13 protein-coding genes are annotated in these 11524 nt (G+C 57.5%); 7 read left to right on the top strand and 6 right to left on the bottom strand.

The features are described 5' to 3' along the window. Positions 1–13: 13 nt before the first annotated feature. The 5 genes from AC1RBR_RS13300 (at position 14) to AC1RBR_RS13280 (ending at position 5596) form a co-directional block, all read left to right on the top strand. Positions 14–910 (top strand): helix-turn-helix domain-containing protein, encoded by an 897-nt coding sequence (locus tag AC1RBR_RS13300; RefSeq protein ID WP_492564861.1) that lies wholly within the window; start codon positions 14–16, stop codon positions 908–910. A 94-nt stretch (positions 911–1004) separates the two neighbouring features. Next, positions 1005–1514, top strand: a complete 510-nt coding sequence (locus tag AC1RBR_RS13295; RefSeq protein ID WP_095135832.1) for a sigma-70 family RNA polymerase sigma factor — start codon at positions 1005–1007, stop codon at positions 1512–1514. Further along, positions 1514–2476, top strand: a complete 963-nt coding sequence (locus AC1RBR_RS13290; RefSeq protein ID WP_492564859.1) for a FecR domain-containing protein — start codon at positions 1514–1516, stop codon at positions 2474–2476. Before AC1RBR_RS13295 ends, AC1RBR_RS13290 begins: the two co-directional genes overlap by 1 nt. A 67-nt stretch (positions 2477–2543) precedes the next feature. After that, positions 2544–4946, top strand: coding sequence for a TonB-dependent siderophore receptor (locus tag AC1RBR_RS13285; RefSeq protein WP_492564857.1), 2403 nt, complete (start codon positions 2544–2546; stop codon positions 4944–4946). Between the two features lie 134 nt (positions 4947–5080). Then, positions 5081–5596 (top strand): cupin domain-containing protein, encoded by a 516-nt coding sequence (locus AC1RBR_RS13280; RefSeq protein WP_492564855.1) that lies wholly within the window; start codon positions 5081–5083, stop codon positions 5594–5596. A gap of 181 nt (positions 5597–5777) precedes the next feature. Here AC1RBR_RS13280 and AC1RBR_RS13275 read toward each other — a convergent pair whose 3' ends face one another. Further along, positions 5778–6389 carry a dTMP kinase gene (locus AC1RBR_RS13275; protein WP_492564853.1) on the bottom strand — a complete coding sequence of 204 codons (612 nt, stop codon included), beginning with the start codon at positions 6387–6389 and terminating at the stop codon, positions 5778–5780. A 324-nt stretch (positions 6390–6713) separates the two neighbouring features. Here AC1RBR_RS13275 and AC1RBR_RS13270 point away from each other — a divergent pair, with 324 nt between their 5' ends. Further along, entirely contained in the window at positions 6714–7373 is a 660-nt protein-coding gene (locus tag AC1RBR_RS13270) for a carbonic anhydrase (RefSeq protein WP_443533602.1), read from the top strand. 62 nt (positions 7374–7435) lie between these two features. Here AC1RBR_RS13270 and AC1RBR_RS13265 read toward each other — a convergent pair whose 3' ends face one another. Together AC1RBR_RS13265 and AC1RBR_RS13260 are read right to left on the bottom strand one after the other, a co-directional pair. Beyond that, on the bottom strand, positions 7436–8149 hold the full coding sequence (locus AC1RBR_RS13265) for an SDR family NAD(P)-dependent oxidoreductase (protein WP_456019604.1): 714 nt from the start codon (positions 8147–8149) through the stop codon (positions 7436–7438). 59 nt (positions 8150–8208) lie between these two features. Beyond that, the gene (locus tag AC1RBR_RS13260) at positions 8209–8421 is read right to left on the bottom strand and encodes a tautomerase family protein (RefSeq protein WP_095135811.1); all 213 of its coding nucleotides are present in this window, start codon (positions 8419–8421) and stop codon (positions 8209–8211) included. A gap of 201 nt (positions 8422–8622) precedes the next feature. On the opposite strand from AC1RBR_RS13260, the gene AC1RBR_RS13255 reads away from it, so the two are divergent. Further along, entirely contained in the window at positions 8623–9546 is a 924-nt protein-coding gene (locus AC1RBR_RS13255) for a LysR family transcriptional regulator (RefSeq protein ID WP_492564850.1), read from the top strand. 181 nt (positions 9547–9727) lie between these two features. Here the strand turns inward: AC1RBR_RS13255 and AC1RBR_RS13250 are convergent, their stop codons facing one another. The 3 genes from AC1RBR_RS13250 to curR all read right to left on the bottom strand — a co-directional run bounded on the left by AC1RBR_RS13250 (position 9728) and on the right by curR (position 11441). Then, positions 9728–9976 (bottom strand): CsbD family protein, encoded by a 249-nt coding sequence (locus tag AC1RBR_RS13250; protein WP_098964018.1) that lies wholly within the window; start codon positions 9974–9976, stop codon positions 9728–9730. A gap of 144 nt (positions 9977–10120) precedes the next feature. Next, entirely contained in the window at positions 10121–10813 is a 693-nt protein-coding gene (locus AC1RBR_RS13245; RefSeq protein WP_492564848.1) for a DUF695 domain-containing protein, read from the bottom strand. Between the two features lie 43 nt (positions 10814–10856). After that, positions 10857–11441 (bottom strand): TetR family transcriptional repressor CurR, encoded by a 585-nt coding sequence (gene curR, locus AC1RBR_RS13240; RefSeq protein ID WP_492564846.1) that lies wholly within the window; start codon positions 11439–11441, stop codon positions 10857–10859. Between the last annotated feature and the right edge of the window lie 83 nt (positions 11442–11524).

Genomic DNA, 11524 nt, shown 5'->3' with positions numbered 1-11524 from the left:
CGCAAGGTCTCCCATGACAACGTGTAATCCGCTTCAGGTTCAGGCTTTCAATACCGCTGATGTCAGCGAACAGATCCGCGCCACGCCGGGTTGGGTTCAGCATTACCAGCAGATGTCTCCCGGCCATTTCGCCGGGCAGATCCGCTATCTGGATCTGGAGGGCGTGCAGGTCTACGAAGAACAGATGAACACCCGCGTCGAGCAGACATTCAGCGCGCCGTCGGGTGCCTTGGCGTTCTGTTTTGATCGCAGCGACAACGCGCTGTATCTGCTCAACGAAGACAGCCGCAACATCTGGATCACCCCGGAGAACTACCAGGAAATCGCCGTGGTGTTCGGCCCGGAATTCGTCCGTCAGCACGGTCTGGACGTGGCGAGACTCGATGGATTGTTCATGGCACCGCTTAACTGCGGGCAGAACGCCTTGTTCAGTCGCTGGTTAAGCTCAACTCTCACGAAGTTGTCGCAAGCTGTTGATGCGTTTGATAAAGACTCACTGACTCAGCAGTTACTCGAAGACTGCCTGTTCATCCTCGACAACGCACACACCCGTCTTGATCGCGGCGGATTACAGCGGCGTAGCGAAGAACGGATGATCATGAAGCGAGTAGGGGAGTGGGCGGCGGATTCGCCGGAAGACACCGTCAATCTGCTCGAACTGTCGAAGGTCGCAGGGGTGCCGTTGCGACAATTACAGCAGGCGTTCAAGGCCTACACCGGGATGACCCCGAGTCACTGGTTACGCCTGCGTCGACTGAACAGTGCACACCGCGAATTGCTCAAGCGCCGGCCTACCGAAACCACCGTGGCCGAGGTGGCGATGCACTGGTCGTTCTGGCATCTGGGGCGGTTTTCCAGCAGTTATCGGGCGCTGTTCAAAGAGCTGCCGAGCGAGACGCTGAAACGCTAGAGATTGCAGTAACGGGCAAAAAGATCTTGTGTCCCAAGCGAAGTTAAATAGAATCAGTCTCATTTGAATCTAACTTCGCGCAGGGTCTCCCGAGATGATTGAAGCCGCCACGCCATCGGAGCAGAGCCTGCACGCGCTGTACCGCGATCACCGGGGCTGGCTGGAAACCTGGCTGCGTCGACGCATGGGCAATGCGTGGGATGCGGCGGATCTGAGTCAGGACACCTTTTTGCGTGTGCTGTGCAGCGCGCAACCGATTGCCGACATGCGTGAGCCTCGTGCCTATCTGCTGACCGTGGGCAAGCGTCTACTGAGCAACTTCTACAGCCGCCGCAGTCTGGAAAAAGCCTACCTCGAAGCCCTCGCGCAACTGCCGGAGGAGTGCGTGCCGTCGCCCGAGCAGCGTTGGCTGCTGCTGGAAACCCTGCAAGCACTGGATGAGTTACTCGATGGTTTGCCCCGAGCAGTGCGCCGGGCGTTTTTGTGGAGTCAGCTTGAAGGCCTGGGTTACCGCGAAATCGCCGAGCGCTTGCAAGTGTCCGAGCGCACCGTCAAACGTTACATGGCGCAGGCCTACGAGCATTGTCTGCTGGTGGAGCTTTGATGCGCGTAGCCCCCAGCGATGAAGCCCGCGAAGTCGCCCGCGCCGCCGCGCAATGGCTGGCGTTGATTGAGTCCGGCGAAGCGGGCGCTGACGATCATGCGCAATTGCAGGCCTGGCGCAACAGCGATAGCCGGCATGAACACGCGTGGCAGAAAATCCAGCGCTTGCGCGAACGGTTTTCCGCTCTGCCTTCTGCGTTGGCCATGGCTACGCTGGATCGTCCGGACGCTGCGCGTCGGGCCGCGCTGAAACGCGCGCTCGGCATCGCGGCACTGGTGCCGGCGGCCTGGCTGATCAGTCGGCAACTGCCTCTGGATGTCTGGCGCGCGGATTTGCACACCAGCACTGGCGAGCACAAGCGATTGCGGCTCGCGGATGGCAGTTCGTTGCAGCTGAACACCGACAGCGCCGTCAATGTGGATCTTGCTGCCGGTCAGCTGACACTGGTGCGTGGCGAGATGGCGCTTGATGTGCCAGGCGACTCAGCCCTGATCATCAATGTGCCGTACGGGCGGATCATCGTCAGTCACAGTGAGATTTGCGTGCGTCTCAATGAGCGTGACTGCAATGTGTCGGTGGTCAGTGGCTCGGTGCAGTTGCAACCGTCAAGGGGGCCGGCGCTGATCCTCAATCAGGGCCAGCAGATCAGGCTGCAGGCTTCTGGTGCGGGATCTGTCCTGGCGTTTGACAGCACAATGCCGAGCTGGCGCGACGGTGTACTGATGGCGCAAAACCAGCCGCTGGGGGATTTTTTGCGCGAATTGAGCCGTTATCGCCCAGGCGTGCTGCGCTGGGATCCGGAGCTGGAGTCGTTGCGCATCACCGGCAGTTTTCGCCTGGATAACACTGATCAAGTGCTCTCGCTGTTGGCTGCCAGCCTGCCGATCGACGTGCAGCAACGCACGCGCTTCTGGGTCTCTCTCGTTCCGCGAAAATTGTCCCAGTCCAAAAAAACAGTCTGAGATCTGTCCCTTTTTTTCGCCTCGCTGGTCATTCCAGGCAAGTGAACCAAATCGAGAGCTTTTTCCTATGCCTGCAGTATTCCCAGGTCGTTTACGTCCGTTGTTGCAGTTGAGCCTTTTGTTGAGCCTGAGTGCCAGCCCCCTGTTGATCCCCTGCAGTTGGGCGGAAAGCCCCGACCGCCGCGCTTATCAGGTGCCTGCCGGCAGCCTGGGTGCTGCGCTGACCCGTTTTGCCGGACTGGCCGGGGTCAATCTGTCGGTAGATCCTGCCCTGGTCAGCGGGCGCAACAGCAATGGTTTGTCGGGTGAGTTCGGCGTGGAAGAGGGCTTCACCCGGTTGTTGCTGGGGTCTGGTCTACAGCTGCAACCGGCGGGCGAGCGTGCTTACACAGTCATTCCGGCGCCGGACGGCGGTAGTCTGGAACTGGCACCCACTTCGATTCTTGGGTCGACGGGGAGCACGGATTCCGAGGTCTTTGCCGGTGGCCAGGTGGCGCGCCGAGGCTCGCAAGGGCTGCTGGGTTCCAGGGATTTCATGGAGACCCCGTTCAGCATGACCACCTACACCAGCGAAACGGTGAAAAACCAGCAGGCTCGCACTCTGGGCGATCTGATCGCCAGCGATCCTTCGGTGCGTGCGACCAACCCGGCAGGCGGCCGTTATGAGCAATTCACCATCCGCGGTTTCAGCCTGTTCAACAGTGATGTTTCCTACAACGGCCTCTACGGGGTTCTGCCCACTTACACGATCGACATGGAAATGGCCGACCGCGTCGACATCCTCAAGGGCCCGAGCCAACTGATCAACGGGATTTCGCCGCGGGGCAGTGTAGGAGGGGGGATCAACGTGGTGCCCAAGCGTGCCGGCGATCAGCCGAATACGTCGCTGACGGCCAGTTACGCCTCGAACAATCAGCTCGGCGGCGCCGTCGACATCGGCCGTCGCTTTGGTGAGGACAACCAGTTCGGCCTGCGATTCAACGGCGTCAAGCAATCGGGTGACACCGAATGGGATCACCAGAGCGTCGATCGCGACATGGCCGTGCTGGGCCTAGATTTTCGCGGTGAGCGCCTGCGACTTTCTACCGATATCGGTCATACCGAGCGCGATACCGATGCGCCGCAAGAACGTGTGCAGGTCGGTGCAAACGCTAAAGTTCCGGATGCTGATGATGTGCGCGACAACTACGCGCAACCCTGGAGCCAGGCGCGAACCAAGGATACGTTTGGCACGCTCAATGGCGAGTTCGACGTCAGCGATTCGGTCATGTTGTATGGCGGCGTCGGCGCCCGTAAAAGTAACCACGATTTCCTTCGGCATGCGGTGTCGGTGACCAACGACGCCGGCGACTTCAGCGTTCAACCGCGGGATTTCACCCGTGACGAAAATGTCCGGACCGCCACGGCGGGTGTGCGCAACTGGTTCCATACCGGTTCGGTCAGCCACGAGCTCAACCTGGCGGCCAGTTACTTCTACATGGATTTCGAAAATGGCGGCGCGCGGTATGCAGCAGGGCGCAGCAATCTGTATGACCCGGTGGAAACCGCAAAACCGCGCACGCCAACACGCTACGACGCCAAGGTCTACACGGAAAACCGCTTCAGCGGCGTCGCACTGTCCGATACGCTGGGTTTCTTCGATGATCGCCTGCAGCTGACCCTTGGCGCCCGTTGGCAAAGGGTTCAAGTCGACGACTGGAGCGATGACGTGAAGGGCGACACGGCTTATGACGAAGAAAAACTTTCGCCATCCGGCGGCATTCTGTTCAAGGCGACGGACAAGTTGTCGCTCTACGCCAACTACATGGAAGGACTCAGCCAAGGGAAAATCGCACCATCGACGTCAGTCAACGAGGATGAAATCTTCCCGCCTTTTATCAGCCGACAAGTCGAAGTCGGGGCCAAATATGACGCGGGTTCGTATGCGCTCACAGCGTCCGTGTTCCGGATCAAACAGCCTGCGTACGAAACCAACGCCACGACACGAGTCTTCGGCCCGAACGGCAAACGACAGAACGACGGGGTGGAGTTGAGTCTGTTCGGCGAGCCGTTCAAAGGGTTCCGATTGCTCGGCGGCCTGATGTACATCGACAGCGAACTGACCCAGACCACCAATGGAGCCTTTGACGGGAACCGCGCACCCGCGACCCCCAAGTACAACGTCAATCTCGGCGCAGAGTGGGATGTCCCCAGTGTGCAAGGGCTGACGCTGACAGGGCGCGGAATCTATTCGAGTTCGCAGTATCTGGATCAGTCCAACCAGAAGGAAATCGACTCATGGGAGCGATTCGACGTGGGGACGCGTTACGCCTTTAAACTGGACGACAAGACCATCACCGTACGCGCCAATGTCGAGAACGTATTGGATAAACGCTACTGGAGTTCGGCAGGCGCATCAGATGACAGCGAACCCGGGTTGACGCTTTCGACGCCAAGGACTTATCTGCTATCGGCAACGGTGGATTTCTGAATGGTCTTCTTGAATAAACAGGTGCTCAAAAGAAGGGTATTTGCTTAGAAATCCGCCGATCTACTGTTAACTCCACTAAATAGCCGTTTAGTAGAGCTATCGCCGCATCTGTCCTTAAATCAATGGAGTGGGCCATGAATCGAGGGAAAACAAGCGTCATGGATGTGATTGCGGCGCTGGATCTGCAGCCTCATGTCGAAGGCGGCTATTTTCGCAGGACTTTTCAAGCAGATCAGCGCGCCATGCTGCAAACCGCCGGTGGCCCACGTTACCTGATGACCTCGATCTATTACTTGCTGACTGAAGATTCGCCGGTGGGTCAATTTCATTTCAACCAATCGGACATCCTGCATTTCTACCATCTGGGCGATCCTGTCGAGTACAGCATGATCCTCAGTGATGGTGAGTTACGAACGCTGGTGATGGGTAGCGACGTTCTTGCAGGCCAGCATTTGCAAATGCACGTGCCTGGTGGAATCTGGAAAGCTTCGCGACTGCTTGAGGGTGAGCAAGGATTTGGATTGATCAGCGAAGCGGTGTCGCCGGGATTTGATTTTGCCGACATGGAGATGGGTGATCGACGCAAACTGATTGCGCGATTTCCACAGCATCGCACGCTGATTGAAAAGCTGACGCGGGATGCTGATTGAAGGTCGCCGATGTCAGGCAAGGCCGCGGTTTTGAAAAGTCAGGTTTTGGGGGAATACGCTGGATTGAAATCTGGCGTGCAACCGGGCTAATCCTGAAACATCTTGTTACGTGTAATGTATATTATGTTAAATCGTGTATTACGCTACGTGCCTAATGCACCACGTCTGTCTTCACTCCAAATCACCCCAGCACCCTATAAATCTCAGAAGCCACCTGCATCGTAGCGTCGTCAATCGTTCCCTCATTACGACACAGAACCCAACCGTGCTCCTTGACCGCTTGCTCGAACATCTCCGTACACACCACATGCTCTGCGTACTTCTGAATCACAGTGCCGCCCAATCCTCGCGATCTCGTCGCAGCCCTTGTCCATGAAATATCCGGATCGGTGACGACGCCGACATGCAGATCCGGCACTCGCACGTCTCGATCCAGATTCAACTGGAGAATCTCGGCAAACGGGATGGTTCGGCGAAACGCTGCATCCGACGGATACCAGCGATCGATCAGGATGATGCTGTCCAGCGGCTGCTCCGTCAGCACGTTTCGGGAAATCCAGCGCCGACTATCAGCCAGGCGCTGGCACACAGCCCATTCCAGATCCTGAGAAGGATTTCTGGCAAGTGCGTTGATCAGGGCCATGGTTTTAGCCCGGAAAGGATCGCTTTTTCTCTCGCAAAGCCGGATGACTTTCTTATTGCCTGCCCTCAGCGCCTTCGTAACAGACTCCAACAGCGTGGTTTTGCCGGTGCCTTTGGGGCCATCCAGAGAAACAAACAGCGGATTATTCATTGTTCACATAACGATGGATTCGCGGTTTTCTGCCTCTGTACGTTCGCTACTACCACTTGGTGCAGCTGCGCGAAAACAGACATGGAGGACCACTGTAACCGTATTTCCGGCATTCAGATGGCTGAACTGTCATTTCCAATGGCATGGCCCTGCCCTCACCCGGCCGCCCCGCTATTTTCCCAAGCGCCCGGCTGTCATCAGCTTCATGTTGCAGACATCGAGTACAGCCAACACCTGCGACGTCTGCAATAATGCCGACCACAGCGGCGCGAAGGCATATCGAGTGCTCGTGCCCACATCTGCTTTTCGGGTTTGGAGGACTTCATGCAGGACATTATTGACGGCTTTCTGCGCTTTCAGCGCGAGGTTTATCCGCAACGCGTCGAGCTGTTCAAGCAGCTCGCGACAGAACAGAATCCGAAGGCGTTGTTCGTCACCTGCTCGGACAGCCGTGTGGTGCCGGAACTCCTTACGCAGCGCGAGCCGGGCGAACTGTTCGTGATTCGTAACGCCGGCAACATTGTGCCGTCTTACGGCCCTGAACCGGGTGGCGTGTCGGCGACCGTCGAGTATGCGGTCGCCGTGCTCGGGGTACAGGACATCGTGATCTGCGGCCACTCGGACTGTGGGGCGATGGGCGCGATTTCACGCTGCACGTGCCTGGATCATCTTCCGGCGGTTGCTAACTGGCTACGTCACTCGGACGCCGCGAAAGCGATTAACGCAGCGCATGAGTTCGACACGCCCCGCGCCAAGCTTGATGGTCTGGTGCGGGAAAACGTGATCGCGCAACTGGCGAATCTGCGGACGCATCCATCGGTGGCCCTGGCGCTTGAGCAGGGACGCATGAATCTGCACGGCTGGGTCTATGACATCGAGGCGGGATGCATCGATGCTCTGGATGGCGCGACCCGCAAATTCGTGTCACTGGCTGATTCGCCGAACACCGTTGCGATCGCAGCGCGTAACGGCAAGCAGATGTGATGGCTACATATAAGTGAGGCAGAAGCCGCTTGTGGCGGCTTCTTGTAGACTCGCTGTCTTCATCAGTGACCGGCGCTTTGGCCGCCATCGACATGCAGGATTTCGCCGGTGACGAAGTTGGCGCTGTCCAGGTACAACACCGCGGCGACGATGTCTTGCACCTCGCCCATGTGTCCGAGTGGATGCAGGCTGCCCAGAGCGGCGTGGCTTTCCTCGCCATGCATCGGGGTCTTGATGATCCCGGGCGATACGGCGTTAACGCGGATGCCGCGCTTGGCGTATTCGATCGCCAGAGATTTGGTGGCGGCGTTCATACCACCTTTGGTCAGCGACGCCAGCACCGACGGTACGCCATCGATGGCGTGATCGACCAGCGATGTGGTGATGCTGACCACATGCCCGCCCTCACCTTGTTTCTCCATCTGGGCAATCGCCTGCTGCGACATGTGGAAGAAGCTGCCCATGTTGGTGGCCACAGTATTTACATACTCTTCGCGGGTATAGGCCGTGAACGGTTTGGCGAGGAAGATCCCGGCGTTGTTCACCAACGTGTCAATGCGGCCGAAACGCGCTACGCCTTCGCGGATGATTTTCTCGGCAGTCGCCGGATCGGCAATGTCGCCGGCGACGGTCAGGATGTCCGGATCCGCTGACGGTTTGATGGAGCGCGAAGTCGCCACCACTTGATAGCCGAGTTTGCGAAAACCTTCGACGATGCCTGCGCCCAGCCCTTGGGATGCGCCAGTGACCACAACGACTTTTTTTGAATGGCTCATGATAATTCCTCAATAGTTTACAAAAGGGGTTTCACACACAGACGAGCCTGATGGCGTCATTACTTGGGCTCCACCAGCGACTGGCGGTACTCGGTAGTGGTTATTCCTGCGTAGCCCCAGTTATCGGTATCGACTTCCTCGATCACGATGTGCGTCAGGTGCGGATCCTTGTTGAGCACCGTCTGCATGGTTTTGGTGATCTCGGCAATGACCTGGGCTTTCTGTTCTTTGGTAACGCCGTCGCGGGTGATACGAACGCTGATGAAAGGCACGGGAGAGTCTCCAGTTCGCGCCTCATCGGCATGAGGAGGCGGCAAGTGGAGTGAACTCTAGGAGGTTGCCTTCAATGAATAAATGCGGGTGCGGTTACTTCATTTGTGACGCGGTGTAATGAATCGATCCGCGGTCCTCGCCACTGCATCATCGACATCGGTATGCTTTCGGGCACTTCGCGAAGATCCGGTGTGATTAATATGAAGCGCCATTTTGATGACCTGCAGCTAGGCAGCATCGAGCTGTTTTGCCTCGCCTCGGAAACCGGCAGTTTTACTGCAGCCGCGCAGGTCGCCGGTGTGACGCCTGCGGCAGTAAGCCGATCGATTTTGCGTCTTGAGGGGCGTTTGGGATCACGCCTGTTCGTGAGAACCACGCGCAGCATCCGGATGACTGAACCGGGACGGGTGTTCTACGAACAATGCCGACAGGCCCTGACTCAATTGGTGGAAGCGCAGCAAGAAGTCATGGGCGCTCAATCGAAGCCTTCAGGGCGGCTGCGTGTCAGTCTTCCGACCACCTATGGGCATCATCGGATCTTGCCGCTTCTGCCGAAGTTTCGAGCGCTATATCCAGACGTCACCGTGGATATCCACTTGGGTAACCGAAATATCGATTTTGTGGCGGAGGGCTATGACCTGGCGATTCGGGTCCGTGCTCAACCGGACTCGACCCTGATTGCACGCTTGCTCGAAGACGCACAATTGGTCGTGGTCGCAACGCCTGAATACCTGAGCAAGGCCGGCACACCAACGACACTGAATGACCTCGTCGCTCACGAGTGCATTCAATTTGAACTGCCCAGCAGCGGTCGACGCATCTCATGGCTGTTCGACGTCGAGGGCAAACATCGGGAGATCTTCACTGAGGGCAGCTATTGCTGCTCGGATGATGTGCTGGGTGGCGTTACCCTGGCCAAACACAGTGCGGGTCTGTTCCAGACTTACAAATTCATTGTCGAGCGCGAACTGGCCGATGGCAGCCTCGTCGAGGTACTACAGCCCTACAATGGACGCTCCAGGCCCTACACCCTGCTCTACCCCCATGGCCGCTATGTCCCTCAGCGGGTCCGGGCATTCGTCGATTTTCTGCTGCAGTATCGAGCCGATTGGGCGGCGCGCTGACCCTCCAGAGCATCATCAAATATCAGTGAGAGCAACGCTGCATTTCCCGCGCATTCGGCGGTCTGTCGTTGAATCCATAACGTCCATGAAAGACCGATTAAAAAAAAGAGCCCCTAAGGGCCCTTTCCTTTAATTCAATTTTCCTGTCTTTCAACGTCTGGTGACAAACCCGGTCACTCACTCAGCGACGAAAAATTCGGTTTATCAGGATCAATGCCGCAGCACCTATCGCGATTGCAGCTATCGGTTTTTCTTTAACGAAGGTCGACACGTTATCCAGTGCATCGCCGTAGGATTTAGTCAGTTGTCCAGCTGCCTGATGTCCGGCACCTTCAGCTTCCATCTTCGAATCACCCATCAGTTTCCCGACCGCGCTCTGCGCCTTGCCAGCCAACTTTTCCGCTACGCCTTCTACCTGTTCACTCTTCATGATTCATAAACCTTCGTGTAAGTGGGAAGCTCTGAGTCTCGACAGAAAAGTTGACTGGTGGCTGTGAGTTGGAGTTCCACTTTTTATGGCTGCCGCTCGTCAGTGGTGCTCAAAAAGGTAATCGCCGCGCCCGCGGCACGCGCTTCATTCCATACACAATTTAGGGGTGACACGGATATCTTGTGCTGGTTGCCTCCCGACGCTGGGCGCCGCGTCCCTCTGTACCTTCAACTCGACGGGGTATGGACCGGTCTGCGCCAGAGTGGCTCGTACCTTGGTGATGAAAGCCTCATCGCTTTGCGTATAGAAGATCCACTCCCGCTGTTGCCCACCGGTGGCCGTGCATACCCACTTCGCCAGCCTGTTTTCCTGCACCGCCGCCATGATCAGCACCTGCATTTTCTCCATCTGCAGGGCGTCTCGGCGCTGCGGCTGAAGACTCGATGAAGAATATTTCCAGACTATCCGGGCTTTGAACGGCAGCGCTTGCTTTTCAGCCAGCGAAATCGAATCCACTCCCCTGTAGGACATGGGGATGGGCGTATCCGGGAAATCAGAAGATTGGTACTTGCTCTCGGGCATTTCGATGATTTGCAAGTGCTGCAGATGAGCCGGGTCATCGTCAAGCAGCGCTTCAAGTGCCTCCTTCCTTTGGCGATCCCGCTCAGCCACACAGTGATCGTAACCGACACTGTTTACCGGGCCTGCGTCGAGGCAAGGGTCGCGCTCGACCGATCGGGGCAACGTGTGGCTGGAGCAGCCGCTGAGAAGCATGCCGGCCAATGCCAAGATGCAACCCGTTGGCATGTGAAAAAAAGAAGTGTGTCGCACGCCCATTGACGCTTCCTTGGCGGGTCGGGAGAAAGGGTTGTGGGTGTCCTCAGCTTTGCAAAAGCTGTTTGGTCATCACCATCGACGTCTGCAGCGACTGCCCCGTGCGCTGCAGTTTGTTCAACAGACTGGCACCCAACCAGAGTTGGTACAGGGTTTCTGCCAGTTGCCGAGGGTCGGTCTGCGGCAAACTTTTATCCAACTGCCCTTCTTCCAGGCACGTCGTAATTCGCGCAACGATGCGCTCGGCGCCGTCGCGCAAGGTGAGGCGCATCGACTCGGACAGGTCGGCGACTTCCGCGCTCAACTTCACCACCAGGCATTCATCTCCATGGCCTTCCAGGGTGCAACGGTTCTGCCAGCCCTGCCAGTAATCCATCAGCCGCTCATAGGCACTGAGGCCGGGCAGGGTCAGGCGTCGCTCCATATCTGCCAGGTAGCCGACAAAGTAATCCTCCAGCAGCGCCTGGCCGTAGAGTTCCTTGGATTTGAAGTAGTGATAGAACGAGCCCTTGGGCACACCGGCGGTCTGCAGGATCTCGCTCAGGCCAACGCTGGTGAAGCCCTTTTCGGCCATCATGCGGTGGCCGGTGTCGAGCAGGTGTTGGCGGGTATCGTCGTAGGTCGGTTTCATGGGGCGCAAAATACCAAACATTAGACCAGTCGTATATTTCTGATGAGCAGGAGTTTGCCACAGTGATGGCTTGGAAACACGGG

It is taken from the genome of Pseudomonas sp. GW823-FHT01D03 (assembly GCF_058798255.1).
This window is presented reverse-complemented; position numbering and strand designations above follow the sequence as displayed.

Bases quoted from the DNA above. Each gene is read 5' to 3' on its own strand.
- AC1RBR_RS13300 (WP_492564861.1), top strand. From the start codon at position 14: ATGACAACGTGTAATCCGCTTCAGGTTCAGGCTTTCAATACCGCTGAT.
- AC1RBR_RS13295 (WP_095135832.1), top strand. From the start codon at position 1,005: ATGATTGAAGCCGCCACGCCATCGGAGCAGAGCCTGCACGCGCTGTAC.
- AC1RBR_RS13290 (WP_492564859.1), top strand. From the start codon at position 1,514: ATGCGCGTAGCCCCCAGCGATGAAGCCCGCGAAGTCGCCCGCGCCGCC.
- AC1RBR_RS13285 (WP_492564857.1), top strand. From the start codon at position 2,544: ATGCCTGCAGTATTCCCAGGTCGTTTACGTCCGTTGTTGCAGTTGAGC.
- AC1RBR_RS13280 (WP_492564855.1), top strand. From the start codon at position 5,081: ATGAATCGAGGGAAAACAAGCGTCATGGATGTGATTGCGGCGCTGGAT.
- AC1RBR_RS13275 (WP_492564853.1), bottom strand. From the start codon at position 6,389: ATGAATAATCCGCTGTTTGTTTCTCTGGATGGCCCCAAAGGCACCGGC.
- AC1RBR_RS13270 (WP_443533602.1), top strand. From the start codon at position 6,714: ATGCAGGACATTATTGACGGCTTTCTGCGCTTTCAGCGCGAGGTTTAT.
- AC1RBR_RS13265 (WP_456019604.1), bottom strand. From the start codon at position 8,149: ATGAGCCATTCAAAAAAAGTCGTTGTGGTCACTGGCGCATCCCAAGGG.
- AC1RBR_RS13255 (WP_492564850.1), top strand. From the start codon at position 8,623: ATGAAGCGCCATTTTGATGACCTGCAGCTAGGCAGCATCGAGCTGTTT.
- AC1RBR_RS13250 (WP_098964018.1), bottom strand. From the start codon at position 9,976: ATGAAGAGTGAACAGGTAGAAGGCGTAGCGGAAAAGTTGGCTGGCAAG.
- AC1RBR_RS13245 (WP_492564848.1), bottom strand. From the start codon at position 10,813: ATGGGCGTGCGACACACTTCTTTTTTTCACATGCCAACGGGTTGCATC.
- curR (WP_492564846.1), bottom strand. From the start codon at position 11,441: ATGAAACCGACCTACGACGATACCCGCCAACACCTGCTCGACACCGGC.